Annotated in this window: 18 protein-coding genes and 1 pseudogene; 7 read left to right on the plus strand and 12 right to left on the minus strand. The window is 66.5% G+C overall.

Annotated features, from left to right (window positions below):
* Positions 1 to 73 precede the first annotated feature (73 nt).
* Positions 74 to 226 (minus strand): hypothetical protein, encoded by a 153-nt coding sequence (locus AS031_RS20015; protein WP_169793873.1) that lies wholly within the window; start codon positions 224 to 226, stop codon positions 74 to 76.
* A 401-nt stretch (positions 227 to 627) separates the two neighbouring features.
* Between AS031_RS20015 and AS031_RS08680 the strand changes: the two genes are divergently transcribed.
* Entirely contained in the window at positions 628 to 2,253 is a 1,626-nt protein-coding gene (locus tag AS031_RS08680; RefSeq protein WP_058267751.1) for an ABC-F family ATP-binding cassette domain-containing protein, read from the plus strand.
* Here the strand turns inward: AS031_RS08680 and metH are convergent.
* Complete coding sequence (gene metH / locus AS031_RS08685) at positions 2,243 to 5,896, minus strand: methionine synthase (protein WP_058267752.1); 3,654 nt, start codon at positions 5,894 to 5,896, stop codon at positions 2,243 to 2,245. The genes AS031_RS08680 and metH overlap by 11 nt on opposite strands.
* 177 nt (positions 5,897 to 6,073) lie before the next feature.
* Here metH and AS031_RS19470 point away from each other — a divergent pair, with 177 nt between their 5' ends.
* Complete coding sequence (locus tag AS031_RS19470) at positions 6,074 to 7,777, plus strand: ATP-dependent nuclease (protein ID WP_074446946.1); 1,704 nt, start codon at positions 6,074 to 6,076, stop codon at positions 7,775 to 7,777.
* A 463-nt stretch (positions 7,778 to 8,240) separates the two neighbouring features.
* On the opposite strand, the gene AS031_RS08690 is transcribed toward AS031_RS19470, so the two are convergent.
* The 4 genes from AS031_RS08690 to AS031_RS08710 all read right to left on the minus strand — a co-directional run bounded on the left by AS031_RS08690 (position 8,241) and on the right by AS031_RS08710 (position 14,314).
* Positions 8,241 to 10,259 (minus strand): ABC transporter ATP-binding protein, encoded by a 2,019-nt coding sequence (locus AS031_RS08690; RefSeq protein ID WP_058267753.1) that lies wholly within the window; start codon positions 10,257 to 10,259, stop codon positions 8,241 to 8,243.
* The gene (locus AS031_RS08695; RefSeq protein WP_058267754.1) at positions 10,256 to 11,989 is read right to left on the minus strand and encodes an ABC transporter ATP-binding protein; all 1,734 of its coding nucleotides are present in this window, start codon (positions 11,987 to 11,989) and stop codon (positions 10,256 to 10,258) included. Before AS031_RS08695 ends, AS031_RS08690 begins: the two co-directional genes overlap by 4 nt.
* Before the next feature lie 159 nt (positions 11,990 to 12,148).
* Positions 12,149 to 12,979, minus strand: coding sequence for an oxidoreductase (locus tag AS031_RS08700; protein ID WP_058267755.1), 831 nt, complete (start codon positions 12,977 to 12,979; stop codon positions 12,149 to 12,151).
* A gap of 489 nt (positions 12,980 to 13,468) precedes the next feature.
* Entirely contained in the window at positions 13,469 to 14,314 is an 846-nt protein-coding gene (locus tag AS031_RS08710; RefSeq protein ID WP_058267757.1) for a helix-turn-helix transcriptional regulator, read from the minus strand.
* A gap of 85 nt (positions 14,315 to 14,399) precedes the next feature.
* Here AS031_RS08710 and ilvD point away from each other — a divergent pair, with 85 nt between their 5' ends.
* Both ilvD and AS031_RS08720 read left to right on the plus strand, forming a co-directional pair.
* Positions 14,400 to 16,259: a dihydroxy-acid dehydratase gene (gene ilvD, locus AS031_RS08715; protein ID WP_058267758.1), complete on the plus strand. Its 1,860-nt coding sequence runs from the start codon at positions 14,400 to 14,402 to the stop codon at positions 16,257 to 16,259.
* Positions 16,260 to 16,364: 105 nt separating this feature from the next.
* Complete coding sequence (locus tag AS031_RS08720) at positions 16,365 to 16,700, plus strand: antibiotic biosynthesis monooxygenase family protein (RefSeq protein WP_058267759.1); 336 nt, start codon at positions 16,365 to 16,367, stop codon at positions 16,698 to 16,700.
* Between the two features lie 195 nt (positions 16,701 to 16,895).
* Here AS031_RS08720 and AS031_RS08725 read toward each other — a convergent pair whose 3' ends face one another.
* Positions 16,896 to 17,078 (minus strand): hypothetical protein, encoded by a 183-nt coding sequence (locus tag AS031_RS08725; protein WP_058267760.1) that lies wholly within the window; start codon positions 17,076 to 17,078, stop codon positions 16,896 to 16,898.
* Positions 17,079 to 17,364: 286 nt separating this feature from the next.
* Between AS031_RS08725 and AS031_RS08730 the strand changes: the two genes are divergently transcribed.
* Positions 17,365 to 18,549 carry a rhamnogalacturonan acetylesterase gene (locus AS031_RS08730; RefSeq protein WP_228379594.1) on the plus strand — a complete coding sequence of 395 codons (1,185 nt, stop codon included), beginning with the start codon at positions 17,365 to 17,367 and terminating at the stop codon, positions 18,547 to 18,549.
* 79 nt (positions 18,550 to 18,628) lie between these two features.
* Here AS031_RS08730 and AS031_RS08735 read toward each other — a convergent pair whose 3' ends face one another.
* The 4 genes from AS031_RS08735 to AS031_RS08750 form a co-directional block, all read right to left on the minus strand.
* Entirely contained in the window at positions 18,629 to 19,066 is a 438-nt protein-coding gene (locus tag AS031_RS08735; RefSeq protein WP_058267761.1) for a VOC family protein, read from the minus strand.
* A gap of 50 nt (positions 19,067 to 19,116) precedes the next feature.
* Entirely contained in the window at positions 19,117 to 19,578 is a 462-nt protein-coding gene (locus tag AS031_RS08740) for a pyridoxamine 5'-phosphate oxidase family protein (RefSeq protein ID WP_058267762.1), read from the minus strand.
* Positions 19,579 to 19,655: 77 nt separating this feature from the next.
* Positions 19,656 to 20,342 (minus strand): response regulator transcription factor, encoded by a 687-nt coding sequence (locus AS031_RS08745; protein ID WP_228379595.1) that lies wholly within the window; start codon positions 20,340 to 20,342, stop codon positions 19,656 to 19,658.
* A complete protein-coding gene (locus tag AS031_RS08750; RefSeq protein WP_082641976.1) occupies positions 20,339 to 21,646 on the minus strand; it encodes a sensor histidine kinase in 1,308 nt (435 codons plus the stop codon). Before AS031_RS08750 ends, AS031_RS08745 begins: the two co-directional genes overlap by 4 nt.
* Before the next feature lie 165 nt (positions 21,647 to 21,811).
* Here AS031_RS08750 and AS031_RS08755 point away from each other — a divergent pair, with 165 nt between their 5' ends.
* Positions 21,812 to 22,915 carry an FtsX-like permease family protein gene (locus tag AS031_RS08755; protein ID WP_058267763.1) on the plus strand — a complete coding sequence of 368 codons (1,104 nt, stop codon included), beginning with the start codon at positions 21,812 to 21,814 and terminating at the stop codon, positions 22,913 to 22,915.
* A gap of 33 nt (positions 22,916 to 22,948) precedes the next feature.
* Positions 22,949 to 23,642, plus strand: a pseudogene (locus AS031_RS08760) (ABC transporter ATP-binding protein).
* 85 nt (positions 23,643 to 23,727) lie between these two features.
* Here AS031_RS08760 and AS031_RS08765 read toward each other — a convergent pair.
* On the minus strand, positions 23,728 to 26,691 hold the full coding sequence (locus tag AS031_RS08765) for an exo-alpha-sialidase (RefSeq protein ID WP_074446947.1): 2,964 nt from the start codon (positions 26,689 to 26,691) through the stop codon (positions 23,728 to 23,730).
* Positions 26,692 to 26,802: the final 111 nt, after the last annotated feature.

Here is a 26,802-nt window from a genome sequence, read left to right on the forward strand (position 1 = left end):
GTTTTGCACCAGGAAAGCGGACGACGGCGGGTGGCCACCCGCCGTCGTCCGCTTCCTTGGGTGCGGGGCAGCGTCAGACGTTGGCCCTGCGTTTGAACCAGCCCCACACGGCCGTGGCCACAAACAGGATCAGGCCGATGAAGGCCAGCCAGAGCAGGCCCTTGACCACGAAGCCCAGGACGGAGAGGACGAGCCAGATAATAAGCAAGGTGATGATTATTCCCATAGGGGAAGCTTAGGCCCCTGAACCGGGCAGACGAGGCAGCGACCCGGGTTGCCTTGGGCCTGCCAATTTGTGACACTGAACTCCTCTGTTCCCCAGTGTTAGGCAATGTTGTGACGGGCATTTCAGGTTTCGCGACGCAGTCCGCGCGCTGACACTTCCCTGATGCCCTAAGGGCTCGGCAGGTCTCAGCGCTTCTTCCGCTGAAACCACCCGGAGCCCCATGCCAATCCTTGGCTTTCCTTTTCCTGCACTGAATTCCCGCCGCCCTGCACCGCCCGGTGTTCATCGTCGTGCGTCCTGGCGCCCTCCCGCCACGGTCCGTCCCCCGTAGGACCTCCCCTGTGAGACGGACCTGACCTTGGCGATCCGCGGCCCAGCCGCCCTGACTCTTTGGGAGCACCATGCCCAGCGCAATAAACCCATCCATCGTCCTCAACGACGTGCACTTCCGGTGGCCGGACGGCTCACCGGCACTTTCCGGGATTTCCGGCAGCTTCGGTCCCGGCCGGACCGGACTCGTGGGAACGAACGGCTCCGGAAAATCCACCCTGCTGCGCCTGATGGCCGGCATCTTGGCGCCCATGGCCGGCACCATCAGCACAGGTGGCGAGGTCGGCTACCTCCCGCAAACACTGACCCTGCGCCGCGGCTCCACGCTGATGGAACTGCTGGGCATCCAGGACAAGGTGTCCGCCCTGCGCGCCATCGAAGCTGGTGACGTGGCAGTGGAGCACTTCGATGTCCTGGGTGACGACTGGGACATCGAGACCCGTGCCGCTGAAGAGCTGCAGGCCATCGGTCTTGCCGGCGTCGGCCTGGAGCGGAGCGTGGGTGAACTCTCCGGTGGGGAGGCTATGCTGGCGGCCATCAGCGGGCTGCGGATCCGGCGGACGCCCATCACCCTGCTGGATGAACCGACCAACAACCTGGACCGGGATGCCCGCGCGGCGCTCGGCGGGATGCTGGCCGACTGGCCGGGGAGCCTGCTGGTGGTCAGCCACGACCTGGCACTGCTGGAGCTCATGGACGAAACGGCGGAGCTCTATGACGGAGGGCTCACCGTGTTCGGCGGCCCCTACAGCGAGTGGCGGGCCTACTTGGACGAGCAGCAGGCCGCCGCTGCGCAGGCCACTCGGGCGGCCGAGCAGCTGGTGAAGAAGGAGAAGCGACAGAAGCAGGAGGCGGAGGCGAAGCTTGCCAGCCGGGCCAGGACGGGCCAGAAGAGCTACGACAACAAGAAGGGCTCCAAGATCCTGATGAACCAACGCGCCTCCGACGCCCAGGTATCCGCCGGGAAAATGCGGTCCGGAATGGACACCAGGGTGCAGGCGGCCAAGGAAGCGCTGGACGCCGCCGCCGCCAGGGTGCGCGAGGACGAGCGCGTGTCGCTGGACCTCCCGGACCCCGGAGTTCCGCGCGGCCGGCGGATCGCGGAGCTCAGGGGCACCAACCGCTCCTATGTGGTGCAGGGCCCGGAGCGGGTGGCGATCATCGGGCCCAACGGCGCTGGCAAGACCACGCTCCTGGAGAGGTTGGCCGGACGCCTGGCGTGCGAAGAAGGCGAGGCCGGCGGGACCCTGCAGACGGACCGGGCCGGGTACCTGCGCCAGCGGCTCGACGGTCTGCGGGAGGATGCAACCACCCTGGAAAACGTCCAGGACGCCGCTCCGGACGTCCCGGCAGGCGACATCCGAAACCGGCTGGCCCGGTTCCTGCTGCGCGGCGACAGCGTGAACCGGCCGGTGCACACGCTCTCTGGGGGTGAGCGGTTCCGGGTGTCGCTGGCCAGGCTGCTGTTCGCCGACCCGCCCGCCCAGGTGCTGATCCTGGATGAGCCCACCAACAACCTGGACATCCGCAGCGTGGACCAGCTGGTGGAGTCCCTGCAGGTCTACGGGGGCGCCGTCATTGTGGTCAGCCACGACGACGCTTTCCTGGGACGGCTAGAGCTGGACCTCATCCTAAGCCTGGGGCGGGACGGGTCCCTGACCCAGCTGGCCGCGCTGCCGAGTGACCTCACACCTTGAAGTACTTGGCCTCCGGGTGGTGGAACACGAACGCGTCCGTGGACTGTTCCGGGTGCAGCATCAGTTCGTCGCTGAGGATCACGCCCATGCGTTCGGGTTCCAGCAGTTCCACCACCTTGCGGCGGTCCTCCATGTCCGGGCAGGCGGGGTAGCCCAGGGAGAAGCGGGCGCCGCGGTAGTCGAGCTTGAAGTACCCTGCCGTGTCCTTGGGTTCCTCGGCGGCGAAGCCCAGTTCCTTGCGGATGCGGGCGTGCCAGAACTCGGCCAACGCCTCGGTCAGCTGCATGACCAGCCCGTTCAGCTCGTAGTAGTCGCGGTACTGGTTGGCCTCAAACATCTTGGACGTGAACTGTTCGATCTTCGAGCCGGCGGTGACCAGCTGCACCGGCAGCACGTCGATCTGGCCCGACTCGCGCGGGCGCACGAAGTCGGCCAGGCAGAGGTGCCGGTCGCGGCGCTGGCGCGGGAAGTCGAAGTGCAGCCTGTCGCTGCCGATCGGAGCACCTGTTCCACCGTCCGGGGCGAGCAGCCCCGGGACGCCCAGGACGCCGTCGGGATCCTCACCGTGGTGCAGGACCACCACTTTCTCCCCTTCGGAGACCACGGGGAAGTAGCCGTAGGCGATGGAGGGGTCCAGCATACCCTCGGCCAGGATGCGGTCCAACCAGTAGCGCAGGCGCGGGCGGCCCTCGCGTTCCACGAGTTCCTCGTAGGAGGCCCCGTCCTCGCCGCGGCCGGGCTTGAGTCCCCACTGGCCCATGAAGGTTGCACGTTCGTCGAGGAACGCCGCGAATTCATGGAGGGCGACGCCGCGCACAATGCGGGTGCCCCAGAACGGCGGCGCCGGCACAGGGTTGTCCTCGGCGACGTCGGACCGGCCGGGCATGGCCTCGGGCTCGGTGACGGTGAAGGTTGGGCCGGAGCGGTGGATGCGCTTCTTCAGCGGCGGCAGGCCGACGTCGTCCGGTGACGCTCCGCGCGCCATGCGGACCAGCGGTTCCATCAGGGAAAGGCCCTCGAAGGCGTCTTTGGCGTAGCGGACCACGCCGTCGAACTGCTCCGCGAGGTCCTGCTCAACATAGGCGCGGGTGAGGGCGGCGCCGCCCAGGATGACCGGCCACTTCTTGGCCAGGCCGCGGGACTGCAGCTCGGCCAGGTTCTCCTTCATCACCACGGTGGACTTCACCAGCAGGCCGGACATGCCGATCACGTCGGCGTCGTGTTCCTCGGCGGCGGCGATGATTTCGGCGATGCCCTGCTTGATGCCGATGTTGACCACTTTGTAGCCATTGTTGGTGAGGATGATGTCCACCAGGTTCTTGCCGATGTCGTGCACGTCGCCGCGGACGGTGGCGATGACCATGGTGCCCTTGCCGGACGCATCCGACTTTTCCATGTGCGGTTCGAGCAGGGCGACGGCGTTCTTCATCACCTCGGCGGACTGCAGCACGAACGGCAGCTGCATCTCGCCGGCGCCGAAGCGCTCGCCCACCACCTTCATGCCTTCGAGCAGGTGGTCGTTAATGATGCCCAGCGGCGTCATGCCCTCGCTGCGGGCCAGGTCCAGGTCCTCCTCGAGGCCCTTGCCTTCGCCGTCGATGATCCGGCGCTGAAGGCGTTCACCGGTGGGCAGGGCGGCGAGTTCGGCGGCGCGCTGGTCGCGGAGCGCAGCGGTGTCGACGCCGGCGAACATGTCCAGCATGATGGCCAGCGGATCGTAGGTGGTGTTGCCGTCGGCGTCGTACTCGCGGCGGTCCCAGACGAGGTCCAGGGCGACCTTCCGCTGCTCTTCGGGGAGGGAGGCGAGCGGGACGATCTTGGCGGCGTCGATGATGCCGCTGGTGAGGCCCGCCTCGGTGGCTTCGTGCAGGAACACGGAGTTCAGGACGATGCGGGCGGCCGGGTTCAGGCCGAAGGAGACGTTGGAGACGCCGAGGGTGGTGTTGATGCCCGGGTACTTCGCGGTGATCTGGCGGATGGCCTCGATGGTTTCGATGCCGTCCCGGCGGGTTTCCTCCTGGCCGGTGGCGATGGGGAAGGTCAGTGCGTCCACGATGATGTCCTCGACCCGCATGCCCCACTCCCCTACCAGGGCATCGACGAGGCGGGAGGCGATGGCCACCTTGCCGTCGGTGGTGCGGGCCTGGCCTTCTTCGTTGATGGTGAGGGCGATGACGGCGGTGCCGTGTTCCTTGACCAGCGGCATGATGCGGGCGAAGCGGCTGGTGGGGCCGTCGCCGTCCTCGTAGTTGACGGAGTTGACCACGGGGCGGCCGCCGATGAGTTCCAGGCCGGCCTTTAGGACGGGCGGTTCTGTGGAGTCGATGACGAGCGGGAGGGTGGAGGCCGACGCGAAACGGGAGACGATCTCCTTGACGTCCGCCACGCCGTCGCGCCCCACGTAGTCGACGCAGACGTCCAGGAGGTGGGCACCGACTCGGATCTGTTCGCGGGCGATGTCCACGCAGTCGTCCCAGCGCTCTTCGAGCATGGCCTGGCGGAAGGCCTTGGAGCCGTTGGCGTTGGTCCGCTCACCGATGGCCAGGTAGGAGGCGTCCTGGTCGAAGGAGACGTGCTGGTAGAGGGAGGCGATGCCTGGGTCCTGCTCGGTTGGAACGCGGGCGGGCTGCGTTTTTCCGTTGCTGGTCACCGTGGCGGCCACGGCTGCGTTGCGGAAGGGCGCAAGGCGTTCGACGACGGCGGCCAGGTGCTCCGGCGTCGTACCGCAGCAGCCGCCCACCAGGCCGAGGCCGAATTCACGGACGAACTGCTCATGCGCGGTGGCGAGTTCGTTGGGGGTGAGCGGGTAGTGCGCGCCGTTGGCGCCGAGGATGGGCAGGCCGGCGTTGGGCATGCAGGCGATGGCGACGGAGGACTGCTTGGAGAGGTGGCGGAGGTGCTCGCTCATCTCGTCCGGGCCGGTGGCGCAGTTCAGGCCGATGGCGTCGACGCCGAGCGGTTCCAGGGCGGTCAGGGCGGCGCCGATTTCGGAGCCCATGAGCATGGTTCCGGTGGTTTCGACCGTCACCTCGACGAAGATGGGGAGGCGGATTCCCTTGGAGACGATGGCCTGCTTGCAGCCATTGACGGCGGCCTTGGTCTGCAGGAGGTCCTGGCTGGTTTCGATGAGGAACGCGTCTGCGCCGCCGTCGATGAGGCCCTCGGCCTGCTGGGCGAAGGTCTGCTTGAGGTGGTCGTAGGTGGTGTGGCCCAGGCTGGGGAGCTTGGTGCCGGGGCCCATGGAGCCGAGGACCCAGCGCATGCGGCCGTCGGTTTCTTCTGCGGCTTCGGCGCGTTCGCGGGCGATCCTGGCGCCTTTTTGGGCGAGCTCGGTGATGCGGTCGTCGATGCCGTAGTCGGAGAGGTTGGACCAGTTGGCGCCGAAGGTGTTGGTTTCCACGGCGTCGATGCCGGCGGCGAAGTAGGCGTCGTGGATGTCGGCGATGACGTCCGGCCGGGTGTCGTTGAGAATCTCGTTGCAGCCCTCGAGGCCCTGGAAGTCCTCGAGCGAGAGGTCCCTGCCCTGCAGCATGGTGCCCATGGCCCCGTCCGCAATGACGACCCTGTGATTGACCGCGTCCAGGAGCGCCTGCGCGCGGGCGGGACGGGCGACGGAGTCTATATCAAGCGCGAAGCGAGGCATCTCAACAGGTTACGTGTGGGGGCTGACACGTTGCGCTGTGTGTCTGTGTACTACGGCGGAAGCCAAGGTAGTAGCGCCAAATCTGCTGGGCAGAGATGCGATCCGGTCCCGAGTACGGCCTACTTTCATGTTTGAATCTAGGAAGAATTTGTAAAAACTAGCCGGGGGACATCTGAAGTGAAGTTGAAAGCACTGCGTGTAAGGAATTTTCGAACGATAGGACCGATAGAACAGACCCTCTCCATCGGTGAGGGAGGCACAACTCTAGTCGGCCCTAACAACACTGGTAAGACCAATCTCTTGCACGCGGTTGAGCTATTTTTTACCGGGCCTGAAAACAAGTTTGGGTTCAGCAAAGCTCGCGATCTCTCGTTTGTTGCGGGATCTGGTAAGACGAGTCTTGTAGCAACATTCGCAGGTATAGACGAAGACGAGCACCCTGACCAAGCTGTGTTCGCAGCCTACGACCGCCTCACGGAGTTCGTGGACGTTAGGCCTCGTGACAGTGCCGAGTTTACGTTGTCGCTCGTCATGTCTCCGAGCGATAACCCAGTGTATCAATTCTTTCCCAATGCCAGAAAGACGGGATCACCGGCTGAGCAAACAGCATTCAGCAGACTCCAGTCAAAATTGGTTGCAGATCTCTTCGGGCTATTCTCTGTTCAATACGTGCCAGCTGCGAAGACTATGGATCAACTGAACAGCGAGCTTTTGATGCCTTTCATGGTGAAGAAGGTAGCTAGAACAATCACGCCGTATGTGCCGGAAATAGAGAGCTCGCTAGAGGCCGTGGCTGCCACAATCAACGCTGCTTTAGCCGAAGCTGGTCTGGCTCACTTTGTAGCTTCATTCGGGTTCCCTAACAATTCTCTCGAAGCACTGTTGTCTGGTTTTGACTTTGCACTTGGTGACCCAAGACGAACCTCAATCCAACACAAGGGGCAGGGCGTTCAATCCGTGGCGCTACTGGCAAGCTTGATTTGGATCTCCGAACAATTGCGCTTACAGGGTTCGAGGCCAATCTGGCTCCTAGAAGAACCGGAATCTTACCTACACCCTGAACTTTCTCGCTCTGCCCTTGATCTGGTCGACCAGTTGAGGAAGGAGTCGACCGTCCTGATCACAACTCATGCACTTGCTTTTGTGCCTCAGAACGTCCAGAGAATTAGCGGCGTCTCGCTCGTTGATGGCATGACACGAATTGAAGCGTTCAGGAACTACCGGGAGGCAACGGAAAACCTCAGCCGGGCGCTCGGCGTGGCATTCAGTGACTACTTCAATCTAAGTGAAATTAACGTCCTGGTTGAGGGCCAGTCTGATAAAGACTTGATTCCCTGGGCCATGCAGACCATCGACTCAGTAACTGAGCAAGAATACCCACTACTCTTCGCAGCCGCGTTTTTAGATTTTGGAGGAGTCAAGCATCTTTCTGGATTTTTGCGCGCAAACTATGGCTTCATCCGACGCGAGCGCGTCGCGGTTCCGGTCTTCGATGGAGATGAGGCAGGTACTAAAGAACGCCGGGAGCTGCAGCAGTATTTTGGTCAGAAGCAGATTCCATTTCAGTCAAATCAAGATTACCTATCCGTTCGTGACCGTTTTGCCATCGAAGGACTTTTCCCAGACACGTGGATTCAAGACATACATCATGAGCACCCGACGTGGTTCGACGAATTCTCAGAGGATTCGCAGGGTAATCTAGAGCCATACCGTGTAAAATCGGCCCACAAAGCTGGGGTGATCAACGTCCTCAGCAAACGTGCCGAGTCTGACGCAAGCCAATCGTGGAGTGGTCCATGGATAAGCTTCCTATCGGCGCTTGAAAGTGCATTACGGTTCCATCGACTGCGCCTTGAAGGGACTCGGAATGAAAACTTATGACCAACCAATGGGGCGGTTTAACGACACAGTTGGCAGTTGTCCTGGGAGCCCGGCCCTGGGGGCATAGAGCGGCCGCCCACCCAGTGATCCACCGGATCGCGGATGAGCAGGCTCTCGCGTTCCTAGTTGCCAGATCGGCGGCACCTAAAGCCGTTGCGTCTCAGCGAACTGGTTCTGAAAATCTCGAACCACGGGAGTTCCGGTACCGTGAATAAGAGAGTTTACACGTGGACCAAAATGGGGGTTGCGGCGATGAATAGAAGGCCAGTGGTGTCTGGACTCGTTGCAGGAATTTTCATGCTCTTATGGGCAGTCATATTTCTGACGTGGACGCCGGTCTATTCGCTTCGGTTGATTACCGGAATCGTGTTGGTGCCATTGGGGCTGTGGTTGGTGGCCCGCTACATCCTCCTGCGTCGTCGGGCGGAGAGTACGGAACCGGCAACTGAGCCTAAGCCTTAACTCAAACCTCCGCCACAGGAGCCGCGAACTGGGCCTCATACAGCCGGGCATAGGCCCCGCCGGCGGCCAGCAGGGAAGCATGCGTCCCCTGTTCCACGATCTGGCCGGCCTCCATCACCAGGATGAGGTCGGCGTCGCGGATGGTGGACAGGCGGTGCGCGATCACGAAGGACGTCCGGTCGGACCGCAGGGCACTCATGGCCTTCTGCACCAGCACCTCGGTCCGGGTGTCCACCGAGGACGTCGCCTCGTCCAAAATCAAAACAGAAGGCCGTGCCAGGAACGCCCGGGCGATCGTCAGCAACTGCTTCTCTCCCGCCGACACGTTGGACCCCTCGTCCTCCAGCACGGTGTCGTACCCGTCCGGCAACGACCGCACGAACCGGTCCACATACGTCGCCCGCGCCGCCTCCAGCACCTCCTCTGAGGTAGCAGAAGGCCGGCCATAGGCAATGTTGTCCCGGATGGTCCCGCCGAACAGCCACGTATCCTGCAGCACCATCCCCAGCCGCGAGCGCAGCTCGCGCCGCGGCACCGAGGTGACGTCCACGCCGTCGAGCGTTATCCGCCCCGCATCCAGCTCGTAAAACCGCATCATAAGGTTCACCAGCGTGGTCTTCCCCGCGCCGGTCGGCCCCACAATCGCTACGGTCTGGCCCGGCTCCGCCACCAGGGACAGCCCGGAAATCAGCGGCTTCTCCGGCGAGTAGGAGAACGACACGTCCTCGAACACCAGCCGACCCCGCCCGAACACCGGCCCGTCAGAGTCTGCCGGCTCCACGGATTCCTCGGATTCATCCAGCAGCTCGAACACCCGCTCGGCAGACGCCACCCCGGACTGCAGCAGGTTGGCCATGGACCCCAGCTGCGCCAGCGGCATGGTGAACTGCCGCGAGTACTGGATGAACGCCTGCACGTCGCCCAGCTGCATCGCCCCGGACGCCACCTGCAGGCCGCCCACCACGGCGATCCCCACGTACACCAGGTTCCCGATGAACGTCATGGCCGGCATGATCAGCCCGGAAATGAACTGCGCCCCGAAGCTCGCCTCATACAGCTCCGCGTTCTTCTGCCGGAACCGCTCCTCCACCTCGCGCTGCCGGCCGAACACCTTCACCAGCGCATGCCCGGTGTACGTCTCCTCGATCTGCCCATTTAACTCACCTGTGTTTTTCCACTGCGCCACGAACAGCTTCTGCGAGCGCTTGGCAATCAGCGCCGTGATCACCAGCGTCAGCGGAATGGTCACCAGCGCGATCAGCGCCAGCGTGGGCGAGAGAATCACCATCATCACCAGCACGCCCACCACGGTCAGCACGGACGTGACCGCCTGGCTGATGGTCTGCTGCAGGCTCTGCGAAATGTTGTCCACATCGTTGGTGACCCGGCTCAGCAGCTCGCCGCGCTGGATCCTGTCGAAGTACCGCAGCGGCAGCCGGTGGATCTTCGCCTCGATCTCCTCCCGCAGCCCGTACACCGTCCGCTGCACCACTCCGTTCAGCACATACGCCTGCATCCACATGAACGCCGACGCCAGCACATACAGCACCAGCGCCCACGTCAGCACGTTCCCCAGCGCCGCGAAGTCGATCCCCTGCCCCGGCGTCAGCGCCATCGGCGCGAGCATGTCCGCCTTCTGGTTCTCCCCCGCGGCCCGCAGCTGCGCCACCAGCTGTTCCTTGGTCACCCCGGCCGGCAGCTGCTTGGACACCACGCCGGCGAAAATCAGGTTGGTGCCCTCGCCCAGCAGCCGCGGCCCGATCACCGAGAGCGCCACGCCGGCCACCGCGGTCACGAACACCAGCAGCAGCCACAGCCGCTCCGGCCGCAGCTTGCCCAGCAGCCGCCTGGCCGACGGCCAGAAGTTCATTGCCTTCTCCGCCGGGATGTTCATCCCGCCAAATGGTCCGCCGCGCCCCGGGCCGCCTGCCGGGCGCGGGATGCGTACGACGGCGGCGCCCGCGTTCGGGGAGGCCGGCCCGGCTTTGGTGCCGCTTGCGGGAGTGGGTTCGGGGCTCATACCGTCTCCTCCGCCGCCAGCTGGGAGTTCACGATCTCGCGGTACGTCTCGGAGGTCTCCAGCAGCTCACCGTGCGTTCCGCGCCCCACGATCCTGCCGTCGTCGAGCACTAAAATCTGGTCCGCGTCCACGATGCTGGACACGCGCTGCGCGATGATCACCAGCGTGGCCCCGACGGTACTTCGCTTGAGCGCCTGCCGCAGCCGGGCGTCCGTGCCCGTGTCCAGGGAGGAGAACGAATCGTCAAAGATGTACAGCTCGGGCCGTTTTACCAGGGCCCGGGCGATGGCCAGCCGCTGCCGCTGCCCGCCGGAAACGTTGGTGCCGCCCTGGCTGATGGGCGCGTCCAGGCCACCGTCCATCCGCTCCACGAAGTCCCGCGCCTGGGCGATCTCCAGCGCTTCCCAGCACTCCTCGTCCGTGGCGTCCGGCTTGCCGTACTGCAGGTTGCTGCGCACGGTGCCGCTGAACAGGTAGGGCCGCTGCGGCACCAGGCCGATGTGCCCCCACAGCAGGTCCGGGTCCAGCTCGCGCACGTCCACCCCGTCCATCCGGACCGAGCCGGACGTCACGTCGAAGAGCCGGGGCATCAGGTTCACCAAGGTGGTCTTGCCGGCGCCGGTGCTGCCGATGATCGCGGTCGTCTGCCCCGCCTCGGCAATGAAGGTGATGCCCGTGAGGACGGGCTGGTCGGCACCCGGGTAGGCGAATCCGGCGTCGACCATCTCCAGCTCGCCGCGCCGCACGCTGCTGCTCACGGGATTCCGTGGCGGCCGGACACTGGACTCGGTGCCCAGCACCGCGCCGATCCGGTCAGCCGAGACGGCAGCGCGCGGGATCATCACCGCCATGAACGTAGCCATCATGACGGACATCAGGATCTGCATCAGGTAGCTCAGGAACGCGATCAGGGTGCCCACCTGCATGGACCCGTCCTCGATCCGGAACGCACCGAACCAGATCACCGCCACGGACGAGACGTTCAGCACCAGCATCACCACGGGGAAGGCGAGCGCCATCAAACGTCCGGCCTTCAGCGCGGTGTCCGTGACGTCGTCGTTCGCCTGGCCGAAGCGCGCCGTCTCGATGTCCTCCCGGACGAACGCCCGGACCACCCGGATGCCGGTGAGCTGCTCGCGCAGGACCCGGTTCACGGTGTCGATCCGCTTCTGCATCTTCCGGAACAGCGGCACCATCCGGCCCGTGATCAAACCGATGGCCACCAGCAACACCGGGACGGCGACGGCGATCAGCCAGGACAGCTGCGCATCCTGCCGCACCGCCATGATCACCCCGCCGATGCTGAGCATGGGGGCGGTGACCAGCATGGTGGCGGACATCAGGACCAGCTGCTGTACCTGCTGGACGTCGTTGGTGGAGCGGGTGATGAGGCTGGGCGCGCCGAACCGGGTGACCTCCTGCTCCGAGAACTCCCCCACCCGCTGGAAGATGGCGCCGCGCAGGTCCCGGCCCGTGCCCATGGCGGCCTTAGCGGCGAAGTAGACGGCAACCACCGAGCAGACAATCTGCAGCAGGGTGACAGCCAGCATCACGGCGCCGAGGTTGAGGATGTAGGTGATGTCGCCCTTGGCCACGCCCTCGTCGATGATGTCCGCGTTCAGCGTGGGCAGGTACAGCGACGCGATGGACTGCGCCAGCTGGAAGACCACGACGGCGGCCAGCAGCTTGCGGTGCGGCCGCAGGTATTCAACAAGCAGTTTCCAGAGCATGGGCGGCTCCCGCCTGACGGAGTGTCCACAAAACGTGGTGCGAGCGTCAGTTTACGTCCGCCGCGGGCCGTTGATCCTTGGAGTTGGCTGGGAAATCCGGCAGTTCTCTCACGGCGTACCAGCGCTGCGCGGGCTGCCCCGCCGTGGGGCTATGTTGGCTCAGCGCGGCATGCCGACGGCGCGGCTGATCAGGGCGTCGAACTGGCGGTCGCCCAGCAGCCTCCGGGCTGCGATCAGCGGGCGGGCTCCGAACCCCAGGGCGTAGCGGGTCTTCGGTTTGGATGCGGTGACGGCCTTGGCAATGGCGTCGGCAATGACCGACGGCGGGGAGTTCCGGTTGGCGCTCGTTTCGGCTTTCAGTGATTTGGCCATGGCCTGAGCCTGCGCCGCGTAGGGCCCTTGTCCGGAGGTCTTCAACAGGAGGTCGGCGGCGATCCCGCCCCATTCGGTGGCAATTCCGCCGGGTTCAATGACCACTACGTCGATTCCGAAGGGTTTGACCTCGAGCCGCAGGCAGTCGCTGAGCGCCTCGAGGGCGAACTTGGTGCCGTGGTACCAGCCGCCCAGCGGGGTGTAGATTTTCCCGCCCATGGAGCTGATGTTGACGATGGTTCCCGAACGGCGGGACCGCATGTGCGGCAGCACCAGCTGCGCCAGCCGGATCGCCCCGAAGACGTTGACGTCAAACTGGCGGCGGCCTTCGTCGATGTCAACGTCCTCGAGGGCACCATAGGACCCGTAGCCGGCGTTGTTTACGAGGACATCGATCTGTCCGGTCTCAGCGATGATCCGGTCAATGCCCGACTGCATGGAAGCATCGTCGGTGACATCCATGGCAAGCGGCCGGACGCCGTCGGTGGCAAGGTCCGCCAGGCGGTCGGTGCGGCGGGCGGCTCCGTAGACGGTGAACCCAAGGGACTGGAGCTTCCTGGCCGTGGCCTCGCCGATTCCGGACGACGCTCCCGTGACAAGGGCAGTTTTGGTGGGCATGTCGGCACTCCCGGGGACTAAGACGGATGACAGTTCATCTCAATAATGACCCCCCCCCCATCCGAGAAGTTAGTACGTGCCCTTGGTCGGCTCGATGGCCCACGCCAGGCGGTGCAGCGCGCTGGCTAGCCGGCCGCGCAGCGATTCCCCGCACGACAGTCCGGGCTTCCTGGCCCTGACCTTCCGGGGCGCGTGCGGCAGCGCACTGGTGGCAGTATCGTCATTCCTCGCAAGGAAAAGGGCTACAAGGCTTGAACCGTCCATGGGATGTGTTTCCTGAAATTGTGGTTGTCTCCGCGCCAAAAGCGGGATGCAGTGAGTGAGGCGCCCGGACATCTGGACACGGCCCAGCCATCGGTCGTTGGTAGCAGGGCGAGTGGCAGTACTCCGAAAAAGGGTTGGGGCCGGTGCGCCGGGAAGGCGGAGGGAAGGCCCGCACGGTCGATTATCAGACATTTCCCGGGCAGCCTCCCAAACGCGTGACAACTGTTACGCGTGCTGCTCCGCCGCCGCGATGAGCCGCTGCATCCGGGCCCCGGCGTCGCTGCCCGACGCCGGCGTATAGACCACCAGGTGCAGGTCCGGCCGGTCCGAGGGCGAGAGCTGATGGTGCTCCAGTTGGAGGACCCCCACAGACGGGTGGTGGAAGAGCCGCTCACGGGATTCGAAGCCCAGGATGTCGTACCGGTCCCAGCCTTCCCGGAATTCCGGGCTGGCTTCCTTGAGCCGCTCCACCAGGTTCTTGACGTCCACGTCACCCAGCCGCTGCCCCGTTTCGGCGCGGAACTCCGCCAGGAACCTCTTACTGGTCACGTCCCAGTCGGGCAACAGGTCGCGCACGTAGGGATCGGTGAACACCAGCCACAGCAGGTTCCGGTCCGCGAGGGGAACCGTGGCAATGTTGGGGAAAAGCGCCGCGTACGCCGTGTTCCAGCCCGCCACGCCCCAGTCCGGGAACAGCGCGAAGGACGGGTTCGGGTCCAAGGCATCAAGCAGCCGCTGAAGATGGGCAGGCGCGGTGGCAGCCGCCGTCGTGCTTGGTCCGGCGGAGGCATAACCGCCCAGCGACAGAACGTAATCCAGGCCGGTGTCCGAAAGATGCAGCGCACGGCTGACCGCCTCCAGTACCTGCCGGGACGGGCTGATGTCCCGGCCCTGCTCGAGCCACGTGTACCAAGTGACGCTCACCCCGGACAGGAACGCCACCTCCTCGCGCCGCAGGCCCCGCTCCCGCTTACGGGCGATCGGCGGCAGCCCATAGTCGGCACGGAGTGCCTGATCCCGGCGGGCACGGAGGAACAGCCCCAGTTCTTTGCGGCGGCCTGAATTCTGCACCCAAAAATACTATTACTCTGGTACTCGCACTACTAGTAGCAAGGCCGTCTTCCTCCCGCGGCGGCGCCAAAGAAGGATGGTATCCATGCCTGCACTACGTTCAAAAACAGTCACCCACGGCCGCAACATGGCCGGCGCCCGCGCACTGCTGCGCGCTTCCGGCGTCGCCAACTCGGACATCGGCAAGCCGATCATCGCCGTCGCGAACTCCTTCACCGAGTTCGTTCCCGGCCACACCCACCTCGCCCCCGTGGGCCGGATCGTCTCCGACGCGATCCTCGCTGCAGGCGCCGTTCCGCGCGAATTCAACACCATCGCCGTCGACGACGGAATCGCCATGGGCCACGGCGGCATGCTCTACTCACTGCCGTCCCGCGACCTGATCGCCGACTCCGTCGAATACATGGTCAACGCCCACTGCGCCGACGCCCTGGTCTGCATCTCCAACTGCGACAAAATCACCCCAGGCATGCTCATGGCCGCGCTGCGCCTGAACATCCCCGTGGTCTTCGTCTCCGGCGGCCCCATGGAAGCCGGCCGCGTCACTCTCACCGACGGTTCCGTCCGCTCCCTGGACCTGGTGAACGCGATCGCCGATGCGGTGGATGAATCCATCTCCGATGAGGACATCAACCTCATCGAAGAGAACGCCTGCCCCACCTGCGGTTCCTGCTCCGGCATGTTCACCGCCAACTCCATGAACTGCCTCACCGAGGCCATCGGCCTCTCCCTGCCGGGCAACGGCTCCGTCCTGGCAACCCACACCGCGCGCAAGGCGCTGTACGAGAAAGCCGGCGCTACCGTCGTCGAGCTCGTCAAGCGCTATTACGACGGCGACGACGAGTCCGTCCTGCCCCGCTCCATCGCCACGGCGAAGGCGTTCGACAACGCCATGGCGCTGGACATCTCCATGGGCGGCTCCACGAACACCATCCTGCACCTGCTGGCCGCTGCCCAGGAAGCAGGCGTGGACTACGGCCTAGCCGAGATGGACGCCAAGTCCCGCCAGGTGCCCTGCTTGGCCAAGGTGGCCCCGAACGTGGCCAAGGACAAGACCTACTACATGGAGGACGTGCACCGCGCCGGCGGGATCCCCGCCCTGCTCGGCGAGCTGAACCGCGGCGGCCTCCTGCACAAGGACGTCCACTCCGTGCACTCCAACGACCTGGACGGCTGGCTGGACGACTGGGACATCCGCGGTGGAAAGGCCACCGACGAGGCCAAGGCCCTGTGGCACGCGGCCCCAGGCGGGGTGCGTTCCTCCACCGCGTTCTCGCAGTCGAACGAATGGACTTCCCTGGACACCGACGCCGAAGGCGGCTGCATCCGCTCCGTGGAGCACGCCTACTCCAAGGACGGCGGCCTGGCCGTGCTCCGCGGCAACGTAGCCGTTGACGGTGCCGTGGTGAAGACCGCTGGCGTGGACGAGTCCATCTGGGCGTTCTCCGGACCGGCCGTGGTGTGCGAGTCCCAGGACGAGGCAGTGGAGAAGATCCTGAACAAGTCCATCAAGGAAGGCGACGTGGTGGTCATCCGCTACGAGGGCCCCAAGGGTGGCCCGGGTATGCAGGAAATGCTGTACCCGACGTCATTCCTCAAGGGCCGCGGCCTGGGCAAGAAGTGCGCGCTCATCACGGACGGCCGCTTCTCCGGAGGCACCTCCGGCCTGTCAATCGGGCACATCTCCCCCGAGGCTGCCTCCGGCGGTGCCATCGCCCTGGTGGAGGACGGCGACATCATCAGCATCAACATCAGCGAGCGCTCCCTGCAGCTGGAGGTCTCCGATGAGCTCCTGGCCGAACGCCGCGAGAAGCTGCTGATCAACGGCGGCTACAAGCCCAAGGACCGGGAACGGCAGGTGTCCGCCGCGCTGCGCGCCTACGCCGCGATGGCCACCTCCGCGGACAAGGGCGCCGTCCGCGACATTTCCTTCCTGGAGAACTAAACCGCCGCAGGGGACCCCGGCCCGGACTCGCGTCCGGACCGGGGTCCTTTGTTGTTTCCGCAGGTCACGACCTTTGCTGCCGCGGGGACCTGCCAGAATGGCCGGATGATCACCGAGCATGCGCTGCTTCCCGTCCGGCAGGGCCTGGAACAGGACTTTGAAGCCGCCTTCGGGCAGGCCCGCCACATCATCGCTGCCATGCCCGGCTTCATCTCTCTTTCCCTTTCCCGGTCCATCGAGTCCCCCGGCACCTATCTGCTGCTGGTGGAATGGGAAACCCTCGAGGACCACACCGAAGGGTTCCGCGGCTCCGCCGAGTACCAGCAGTGGCGTGCCCTGCTGCACCGGTTCTACGAGCCGTTTCCGGTGGTGGAGCACTACGACCTGGTGACATCGGCGCGGCCCGCCGGATCTACAGCCGCTGCGCCGGGCGCGGACTGACGGAAGCCGGAGTGCGACAAGAGGAAGGCCCCCACGCGAGTCGAAGCTCGAGCGCGGGGGCCTTCTTGTTGCCTCCGCATTGGGGGAAATTGGAAGCAGTTAACAATCTACCGGCCGGTAACCTGCCAAACGGTCAATTGACGCAAGCTTCCAAAAATCTTGACTCAAAGTTGAGGCCGGGACGGAGGTCAGCCCTCAGTCGGTTTCGGGATTTCCCGTGGCGTCCGGGTCCTCCTCGGGTTCGAACGTGTTGGGTTCGGCGTCCGCGCCGAGCCCTACGCCGTCGCTGCTGCCGGGGACACCGCCGTCGTCCTTGCCCTGGGCCTTGGCGTCCCGGGACTCGTCGTCGGGCAGTGCATCGGGTGAGTTGATGGTCATGACTCCTCCTCCATTGGCCGGGCCTCCACGCTAACAGCCCCCAGCGCGAAAGGCTCCGGCAGGACCGGAACTTTTTTGGGACACGACGGCGATGGGCAGCTTGCGTGCCGGGGTTTCCGTTCCGCTGTAGGTGGCCGGGAAACCTGCGCCGCTGCCGTCCAAGAGTGAAGAAAACCCACAAAGTCCTTGACCTTCCGCGTCTATGACTGTTACAACGTTGTAAAGCCTGCGAGTGAATCGTTACAACAACGCTATCCAGGCTCCGTCCTCATCAAAGGAGATGACCATGCCCCAAACCCCTGCCGTCCACCCCGGGATGAACTGGCGGAAGCCCGTGGCATCGTGCCTTGCCGCCGCCGCCCTCGCGGCCGGGGCCGGACTGGTGCTCACCGCCCCCGCCGCCCAGGCCGAACCCAGCAATTACCGTTTCGACTTCGGCGACGGGCCGGTGGAAAAGGGCTACACCGGTGTCAGCGCGACGGACGCCTACACCCCGGAACGGCGCTACGGCTTCAACACTCCCGGGCAGATGGCCAACGTGCCCGCCAAGGGGGCCGGGGTGGGGAGTGACGCAGTGCGCTTCCTCGAATTCGGCACCAAAAGCACCAACACCTTCAACGTGGACCTGAAGGAAGGCCTGTACCGGGTATCCGTCACCTTGGGCGACACCTCGCGCGCCAGCATCGCCGCGGAGGGCGTCTTCCAGGAGATGAACCTGACCGGCAACGGCGCCAAGGCGTCCTTCGAAATCCCCGTCACCGACGGCCAACTGAACCTCCTGGTCACCGAGGGCAAGGTGGGCACGGCGTTTACCCTCAGTGCACTGGAGATTGAGAAGGTCTCACGCCATCCGGAGATGGACCCCACCATCTGGGTGGGCGGCGACTCCACCGTGGCCAGCTACTATCCGCTGGAGTCCAGCATCCAAGGCGGCTGGGGCCAGATGCTGCCGCAGTTCGTGGACCCTGCACAGTTCGATGTCCGCAACATGGCCACCGGCGGGCAGATTGCCCGCGGTTTCCGGAACGACGGCCAGCTCGAAGCCATCCTGCGCTACATCAAGCCGGGGGATCTTTTCCTGCTGGAGATGGGCATCAATGACACCGCCGCCAAGAACGCCACCACCGAGGCGGAGTTCAAGGAGATCATGCGGGACATGGTCCGGCAGGTGGCTGCCACCGGCGCCACTCCCGTCCTGGTGACGCCGCAGGGCCGGGCCACCGACTTCGTCGATGGGGTCCACTCGTCGGTGGACCGCTGGTACCGGCACTCCACCGTTGCCCTGGCAGCGGAGGAGGGCATCCCGCTGGTGGACCTGAACGTCCTGTCCTCGGCCTACTTCACGGAGATTGGCCCGGAGGCAACGCTGGCCCTGTTCATGGCCGGTGACACCCTGCATCCCAACCGGGCAGGCGCCACCGAGCTGGCCCGCCTGGTCAGCGAAGACCTGGCGCGGCAGGGCCTCCAGTAGGCCGCAGCCTCCGAATCAAGCGGACGACGGCGGCGCGCGGCACCGGGAAGATGTTCCGGAAAGCCGCAACCCGCCGTCGTCAGTCCTTTTTCAGCTCCTCGGCGAGCATGACGATGATGCCGCTGGGCCCACGCACGTACGAGAGCTTGTAGATGTCCTTGTAGGTGGCCACGCCGCGCAGGGGGTGGCAGCCGTGCTTCGCGGCGACCGCCAGGGCTTTGTCGATGTTGTCCACGGAAAAGGCGACGCGGTGCATGCCGATTTCGTTGGGCAGCGTGGGTTCCGTCTCGATCGCATCTGGATGGATGTATTCGAAGAGTTCCAGCCGGCCGCGGCCGTCCGGTGTCTGGAGCATCGCGATTTTGGCGTGGTTCCCGTCGAGGCCCACGGCGGTGTCGGTCCATTCACCGCTGACCGTATCCCGCCCCAGCACCGTCAGGCCAAGATCGGTGAAGAAGGCGATGGCTTCTTCCAGGTCGCGGACGGCGATCCCCACGTTCTCGAGTTTGATGGTCATGGATGCACGCTAGCGAGGCTGGCGGAGGCGGTCCAGCGCCTGCAGGCCCGTCAGGTCCAGTCCGAGGAGAAATCGAGCGGCGGCCACCAGCGCGTCCGTGAATGCACGCGGAACCTGCGGCCGCTGACTTCCGTGGGCGTGATGCGGATCAGGTGGTCCTTGGGGCCCGGCAGCCAAGGTTCCCGGTCAGGGTCGGCGAGGTCGATGGGCGCCTCACCGTCCGGGACCTGCCCGGGAATCCCTTTGACCACCACGCTCCACACCTCGGTGCTGTACGCGCTGAGCCCGTCCGTTTCAAAGGCCACGGGCGTACTGGTGAGGAGGGCGTTGAGCTTCGCGCCGGGGGCGGTGCGGAACAGGATGGTGCGGTCAACGGGCACAAAGTTGACCGGGAAGATCTCCGGGACTGCCCGGTTGATGACCGCCAGCCTGCCGATGTACGCGGACTCGAGGTACCTCCAGCACTCTTCCTCGGAGAGGGTCTCGGCTTGCGGCTGCTGTAGGTTGGCCATGGCCGTGATTCTAGGCCGGGGAACGGCCGCACAACAGGGCCCGGTTGCCCTCAAACAGCAGAGGATCCGGGGGCGAATCAGGCCGTACCGCCCGGCGGGCGGATGATCCGCCGCTGGGTGGCGACGGCGATGGCCGCGGTGCGGTTGTCCACGCCGAGCTTGCCGTAGATATGGACCAGGTGGGTCTTCACGGTGGCCTCGGAGATGAAGACCTGCTTCGCGATCGCCCGATTGGACAGCCCGGTGGCCAGCAGTTCCAGCAGCTGCACCTCCCGCGGCGTCAGCGACGTGCCGGGGTTGCTGATCCTGTCCATCAGCAGCGCCGCCGCCCGCGGTGCCAGGGCCGTGCCGCCCGCCGCCGCCTGCAGGACGGCCTGCCGCAGCTGCTCGGGCGGGGCGTCCTTGAGCATGTAGCCGCTGGCCCCAGCCTCCACGGCGGCCAGGATGTCCGCGTCCGTGTCATAGGTGGTGAGGATCAGGACCGGCGGAGGAAACGGCAGTTTGCGGATCTCGGCGGTGGCGGCCACCCCGTCCATGCCGCCGCCCATCTGCAGATCCATCAGGACCACCGCGGGAGGCTCTCCCAGCGCCGTCAGCCGCGCCAGTTCCTGCAGCGCGGCCCGGCCGTCCCGGGCTTCCGCTGCAATGGATATGCCCTCAAACCCGGCCAGCATGGCCCGCAGTCCCGCCCTGACCACCGGGTGGTCGTCCACCAGCAGCACGCGCACGCCGGATGCGGCCCCGGGTCCCGCTCCCCCGGTCACTGCCCCTCCACCGGCAGCCGGATGGCCACCACGGTGCCCTCGCCCGGAGCCGATTCCAGCTCGAGCGAGCCGTTCAGCGCGGCCACGCGCTCCCGCAGCGAGCGCAGCCCGAACCCGCTGCCGTCAGGCGGTGCGGCGGCCACCGCAGCCTTCGTGGCAAAGCCGGTGCCGTCGTCGTAAATATCCATGGTCACCTCGCTGCCCAGGAACGCGAGGGTGACGACGGCGGTGCCGGCGTCCGCATGTTTCCGGACGTTGGCGAGGCTCGCCTGGGCGGCGCGCAGCAGGGTGACGCGGACGGGCTGCGGCAGGTCAGCGGGGTCGCCGTCCACCTCCAGCCGGCAGCGCAGTGGCAACCCGGCCGCCGCAGCCTGCGTCTCGGTGGCCGCGCAGAGCCGGCGCAACGCGTCCACCAGGGAGCGCCCTTCCAGTTGCGGGGAGGTCAGGCCGCGGACGAAACTCCGGGCCTCCAACAGGTTGTCCGCCGCAGCCTGCTGCATCAGGTCCAGCTGCGAGGCGGCCGCCGCGGCATCACCCCCTGACAGCGACTGTTCGGCCGCCCGGCCCAGCAGCACGATGCTGGACAGCCCCTGGGCCAGGGTGTCGTGGATTTCCCGGGCCAGCCGTTCCCGCTCGGCCAGCATTCCGGCCTCATGCTGTGACCTGGCCAGTTCCTGGCGGGTGCGGCGGAGCTCATCAGCCGCGAGCCGCTGGTTCCGGGCCTCGCGGTAGAGGGCAGCGTAGGCCAGGCCGGTGATCACGGAAAACATGGCCCCCAGCACCGGCCCCACCACGGCGGCCACGTGCGGCGCGGGCGCGCCGCTGGCGGCCCACTGCGACAGGATCACCGCCGCGGTCATCAGCGCGATGGCGCCCAGCGCGGCACGGCGGGGCAGCAGGTGCAGGTGCAGGAAGAACAGGGGGAAGGCCAGCCAGGCGAAGTCGGCGCTGCCCGCCAGGAGGACGGCCCAGAGAGCGGTCACGAGACCCAGCCACAGGAGGGCGTAGCGGCGTGGGTTGAAGCCGGTCCGGCCCTCCGCATGCCGCTTTTCCAGGACGGTCCCGGCCAGGTAGACGCCGGCGAGGACGACGGCGGCGCCGGCCCACGCCCAGCGCAGCGCACCGCCGGCCATCAGCATCCGGACCAGCGCCACCGCCAGGAGGACGGCGAAGCCGGTGTGCAGGGTGACCCGCAGGACGCGGAGGATGGCCGCTGACGACGCGTTCTCCACCGCGTCCAGGGGCCCCCGCTCCGGTACGCCGCCGGCCTTGTCCGGTGCAGGGGGCAGGGGCGTGGCAGGCATTTCCCCAGCTTATGCCGGGACGGCGGGCGGGCCATCAACCAAATGGTTGACTCCCGGATCCACCCCTTGTTTCCGGCGGATCAACCATCCCCGCGATGCCTGCGCGTGACGCCGCCGGAAGAGTGGAAGGACAAGAAATCCACCACTGCTGAGAGAAGAAGAAACGTGTTCCTGGCACTCCGCGATATCCGCTTTGCCAAAGGCCGGTTCGCCATGATGGGCGGCGTCGTAGCCCTGATCACCCTGCTGCTGGTCATGCTGACCGGCCTCACGGCAGGGCTGGCCGAGCAGTCCACCTCCGCGATCGGGAAGCTGGGGGCGGCAGCGGCACGGCCCGTGGACCTGGTGGCGTTCGGCGCGCCCGGTTCCGGCACCCCCAAGGCCTCCTTTACCGAAAGTTCCGTCACTGCCGCGCAGGTGGACAGCTGGCGGAACAGGCCGGGCGTCCGCTCGGCCGAGCCGCTGGGCATCACCCAGACCAGGCTGCAGACCGGCGACGGCAGCGGCACCGCCAACGTGGCCGTGTTCGGCGTCCCCGCCGGCAGCCCGCTGGCGCCGGTGGACGTCTCTCCCGGCACCGCCGCCTTGGGGGCCTCGGTGGCAGGGGCACTCTCGGTGGGCCAGGGGGACACAGTCTCCCTCGGCGGGGTGGACCTGTCCGTTGCCGCCGTGGTTCCGGACCAGTGGTACTCGCACACCAGCGTGGTGTGGACGGCCCTGCCCGCATGGTCCCGGGTGGCGCACGTGTCCGACGCCGGCCTGCTGGCCACCGTCGTCGCCGTCACCTATGCGGACGGCGCGGACGTGGACCAGGCTGCCGCCGACGCCGCGGCGAACACGGTCAGTGAATCCCGCACCGGCTCCTTCCAGGCCCTGGGCTCCTTCAAGAGCGAGAACGGCTCCCTGACCCTGATGCAGGGTTTCCTCTACGGCATCGCCGCCCTGGTGATCGTGGCGTTCCTGACCGTGTGGACCATCCAGCGGACCCGGGACATCGCGGTGCTCAAAGCCTTGGGCGCACCGGCCTCGTACGTCCTCCGCGATGCCATCGCCCAGGCCGCGGTGGTGTTGGTGGCGGGTGCCGCGGCCGGTGGAACCGTGGGCCTGGCCGCGGGCTCCCTCGCCGCACAGGCTGCCCCGTTCCAGTTGAACGCCGGCACCACCGTGCTTCCCGCCGTCGGGATTGTTGCCCTGGGCCTGGCAGGCGCCGCGCTGGCCGTCCGCCGCGCCGCCAGGGTGGACCCGCTCCTGGCCCTCGGCGGCAACTGACCACCCTCCTCCGGTTCTTGAAAGGAATCCTCCATGTCCTCCACCGCGCCCCTCAGCCTGGTCAATGTCACCCTCGACTACCCGGACGGCGGCAGCACCACCACCGCCCTGGACAGGGTCAGCCTCACCGCGCACGCGGGCCGGCTGGTGTCCCTCGTGGGCCCGTCCGGTTCCGGAAAGTCCAGCCTCCTGGCCACCGCCGCCACCCTGGTCCGCCCCACCGGCGGGCAGGTCCTGATCGACGGGACGGACACCAACGGCCTGAAGGAGAAAGACCTTGCCGCGCTGCGCCGCAGCAAGGTGGGCATCATCTTCCAGCAGCCCAACCTGCTCCCGTCCCTGACCGCGGCCGAGCAGCTCATCATCAGCGACCACCTGCGCGGGAAGCCCGCCAGGGCGTGCCAGGGCCGCGGGGCTGCTCGACGTCGTCGGGCTGTCCGCCAGCGCGGACAAGCTGCCGCACCAGCTCTCCGGCGGGCAGCGGCAGCGCGTGAACATCGCACGCGCCCTGATGGGCAGCCCGAAGGTGCTGCTGGTGGATGAGCCGACGGCGGCGCTGGACCATGAGCGCAGCGAAGCGATCGTCCGGCTGCTCCGGCAGGTGACCGCCGAGTTTGCCGTGGCCACGGTGATGGTCACGCATGACACCGAGTTCCTGCCGTTGACGGACGTGGTGGCCACCATGCGGGACGGCAGGCTCACGGCACCGGTGCCGGCCGGAGCCTAGCTGAACCTCGTTTCGCGGGAGCAACGCAGACAGCCCCGGCGGTACAAACCGCCGGGGCCGTTCACGTCTGTGAGCAGCGTGCAGGCTAACCCTTGGGGGTCACCTGCAGCCGGTCGAAGGAGACCTGCTTGCCGTCCTGGTCCAGGACCACCACGTCGTCGCGGCCGTTCTGGATATCGGCGGGCAGGATGAACTCCACGGTGTTGTCCGTGGTGGGGAAGATCCAGCCGATCCGTTGGCTGCGCTTGTTGAGGTAGACGTAGTACCACTGCCCGTAGTCGAGGCCCTGGAGGACCACCTTCTGGCCGTTGCGGTATTTGTCCGCGGTGCCGAGGTCGGAGGGCGGTGCCTGGCCGTCGAAGTCCTGGACCGTCAAGGCCGGTATGGTGCCGGGCTGCGCGGGCTGCAGGTTGAGCTCGATGCCGCCGCCGGTGACCGACGCCGTGACGTGCCTGGCGCCGTTGTCAGCCGCCGCCGCGAAGCTGACGGGCGCCAGCTTTCCGGCGGTGATGTCCGCGGCGGTGAGCACGTGGTCCCGGGTGGCGGTGACGCTGCTGCCGGCGGCGAGGAGGGATTCGCTGATGCCGGCGTCCGGAGCGGCAACTCCGGTGAGGGCCACGTTGCCGGCGTTGCCCAGGGTGTAGGTGTAGGTGACGGTGTCGCCCGCGGAGGCGTACCGGTCGCCGTCGTTGTCGGTCCACTCAGCGGAAACCGTGCCCTCGAGCCTGGTGTCGCGGACCTTGAGGTCCACCTCGCCTCCGTTGACGGCATAGGTGCGGGTGGTCTGTCCCGCAGCGCTGACGTCCCAGCTGGTCTCGGGGATGAAGAAGCCCTGGTCCGCTTCCGCGGCGGTGACGGTGTGGCGTGGCGTGGCGCAGCTGTAGGACTGGCCCGCGGGCAGGACACTGTACCGGCAGTTTCCGGGGCCGTCCGGGACGAACGGGCTGAAGTTCCCGGCCGTGGGCACCACCTTCTCCACCAGTGGGCTGGTGTTGGTGACGTCGAACGTGTAGGGAAACGCCTCCCCCGCCGTGTACGGCTGCGCGCCCAGGTCCCGGCCTGCGTCGCTGCGGCTGCCGGTAATGGTGGCGGCCACCAGGCCGTCGCGCAGTGCCACGGCGGCGCCGGTGAAGGTGACCGTCCTGGTGAGCGACGGCGTCGCGCTGGCCGTGATGCTGAAGGTTGCCTGGGGCACGAAGTAGCCGCGGGAGATGTCTTCGGCCGTTACCGTGTGCCGGGCGGTGGTGCAGGTGTAGCTGGCGCCGGCAGCCAGGTTGTTGTACCGGCAGTTGGGAGCCGATGGTGGCAGGAAGCCGGCGTCGAACGTGCCGGAGACGGGCACGGAGTTGGCGGTGACGTTGGCCGTGCTCTTGACGTTGAAGGTATAGCTGAGCACGTCGCCGGCCTGGTAGGGGCTGGTCGCGACGTCGCGGTCCGGCGCGGAGCCGGTGATGGTGAGACCCACTTGGGGTGCCACGGGGACGGTGGCCGTGAAGGTGGCCTGCGAAACCCGGCCGTCCGCCGTCGTGAATGCTGCGTTGAGGTTTTGTGGACCGCTGGCGTTGGCCGGAGCGGTCAGGTCCACGGTGACGGTGGCGGAGGCACCGGGGGCGACGTCGGGAACGGGCACCGTGGTGGCGGACCAGCCGCTGGGGGTGTAGACGGTGGCGGTGGCGCCGGTGAGCGTGACCGGTTCCTGGTTGGTGACGGTCACGGACACCTGCTTGGTGGCACCGGGTGCGGTGGTGACGGCGGGGACGGCCAGCGGGGCGCAGGCGTAGTTCAGCCACGCGTCGTCGAAGGCGGCGAACGGCATGTTGTCCGTGTAGTTGCCCTCGTACAGGACGCCGAACCTGCCCTCATCCAGCCGGGTCACGGTGGAGTAGGCGGAGAAGCCGGAGCGGATGGTGCGCACTCCCGGCCAGGTGGCACCGTCGTCGCAGGACACCCGGGCGGAGACGTTCTCGCGGCCGGTCTTGGAGTTGGCGTTGGTGAAGATCAGTTTTTTCGCGTCGGCGGAACCCTGCGGGGCGTTGGGGAACATCCGTGCGATGGCGCCGTTGTTGGCCGGGTCCGGCAGTTCGGTGTCCTGCGTGACCGGCCCGTAGGTGGCGCCGCCGTCGGTGGAGACCGCCACCTTGCGGTAGCCCTGGTTGGCGTTGTCCCGGGAGTTGAGCAGCACGCGCCCGTCCGAGAGTTCCACGGTTTTGTTCTCGTCCATCCGGTCGCCCACGTTGGCGCCCTTGTGCCAGGTGGCGCCATGGTCGTCGGAGTAGACGCTGTAGGCCTGGATCCTGTTGGTGCCGTCAGCCTGGCGGACATCGCCGGCGTACTGCTGGATCAGGCGGCCCTTGTATGGCCCGTACTTAAGCTGGATGCCTTCGCCGGAGGACGCGAAGTTGGAGCGGACGTCGCCCGCCACGGGGCTGGTCTTGCTGGTGCCCGGCTTGGTGACGCCGGTGATGAGGCGCGGCTGGCTCCAGGTGGCGCCGGCGTCGGACGATTCGATCACGGCCGAGGAAATGACGTTCCTGTCCGCATCATCGTTGCCAAACTGGCTGCCGCCGAAGCCCTGGTCCTTGGAGTAGACAAAGAAGGCGAAGACCTTCCCGGCCTCGGTGTCGTAAATGTAGGACGGGTCGCTGTAGCCGTACTTCGGGCCGGAGGCGTCGGCGACGTGCCCGGCAGCGATGACCTGCACGGGGCCCCAGGTCCGGCCTCCGTCGATGCTGCGGCGCTGCACGATGGAGTTGGGATTGGGGGCATCGGCTGCGCTGCCGGGCCGGCCGTCCCAGGCGGCGAGGACCACGCCGTTGCCCAGGTAAGACAGGGCCGGGATCCGGTAGAAAAAGTTGCTGGCGGTCCGGTCCGCTGCCAGGTTCGTTTCCTGGAAGCTGCCGGGCGGCGCGGTGGGACTGGTGGACGGGATGGGTGCGGCCTGTGCGGGCAGCCCGCTTGCAGCCAGCAGGGCAAGGGCGAGGGCCCCTGTGCCCGTGGCCTTACCCAGTGATCTCTTCCTGGTTCTTCTGGTGGTAATTCGCAAACCCATGTCCTTTCTGGACGCCGCGCTGCGGCTCGAATGGAGGTGACGACGCCGCTCTCGGGAACCTCACTATGATTCCTGCTACATACGACGTCCTACCACCATAGGTTGGTGCGC

Origin of the sequence: Pseudarthrobacter enclensis (genome assembly GCF_001457025.1) — a bacterium.
Taxonomy (GTDB): domain Bacteria; phylum Actinomycetota; class Actinomycetes; order Actinomycetales; family Micrococcaceae; genus Arthrobacter; species Arthrobacter enclensis.

Coding starts and splice junctions, on each gene's coding strand:
- AS031_RS08730 (WP_228379594.1), top strand. CDS start 17,365: ATGCCCCAAACCCCTGCCGTCCACCCCGGGATGAACTGGCGGAAGCCC.
- AS031_RS08740 (WP_058267762.1), bottom strand. CDS start 19,578: ATGGCCAACCTACAGCAGCCGCAAGCCGAGACCCTCTCCGAGGAAGAG.
- AS031_RS08680 (WP_058267751.1), top strand. CDS start 628: ATGCCCAGCGCAATAAACCCATCCATCGTCCTCAACGACGTGCACTTC.
- AS031_RS08750 (WP_082641976.1), bottom strand. CDS start 21,646: ATGCCTGCCACGCCCCTGCCCCCTGCACCGGACAAGGCCGGCGGCGTA.
- AS031_RS08735 (WP_058267761.1), bottom strand. CDS start 19,066: ATGACCATCAAACTCGAGAACGTGGGGATCGCCGTCCGCGACCTGGAA.
- AS031_RS08720 (WP_058267759.1), top strand. CDS start 16,365: ATGATCACCGAGCATGCGCTGCTTCCCGTCCGGCAGGGCCTGGAACAG.
- metH (WP_058267752.1), bottom strand. CDS start 5,896: ATGCCTCGCTTCGCGCTTGATATAGACTCCGTCGCCCGTCCCGCCCGC.
- AS031_RS20015 (WP_169793873.1), bottom strand. CDS start 226: ATGGGAATAATCATCACCTTGCTTATTATCTGGCTCGTCCTCTCCGTC.
- AS031_RS08700 (WP_058267755.1), bottom strand. CDS start 12,979: ATGCCCACCAAAACTGCCCTTGTCACGGGAGCGTCGTCCGGAATCGGC.
- ilvD (WP_058267758.1), top strand. CDS start 14,400: ATGCCTGCACTACGTTCAAAAACAGTCACCCACGGCCGCAACATGGCC.
- AS031_RS08725 (WP_058267760.1), bottom strand. CDS start 17,078: ATGACCATCAACTCACCCGATGCACTGCCCGACGACGAGTCCCGGGAC.
- AS031_RS08765 (WP_074446947.1), bottom strand. CDS start 26,691: ATGGGTTTGCGAATTACCACCAGAAGAACCAGGAAGAGATCACTGGGT.
- AS031_RS08695 (WP_058267754.1), bottom strand. CDS start 11,989: ATGCTCTGGAAACTGCTTGTTGAATACCTGCGGCCGCACCGCAAGCTG.
- AS031_RS08690 (WP_058267753.1), bottom strand. CDS start 10,259: ATGAGCCCCGAACCCACTCCCGCAAGCGGCACCAAAGCCGGGCCGGCC.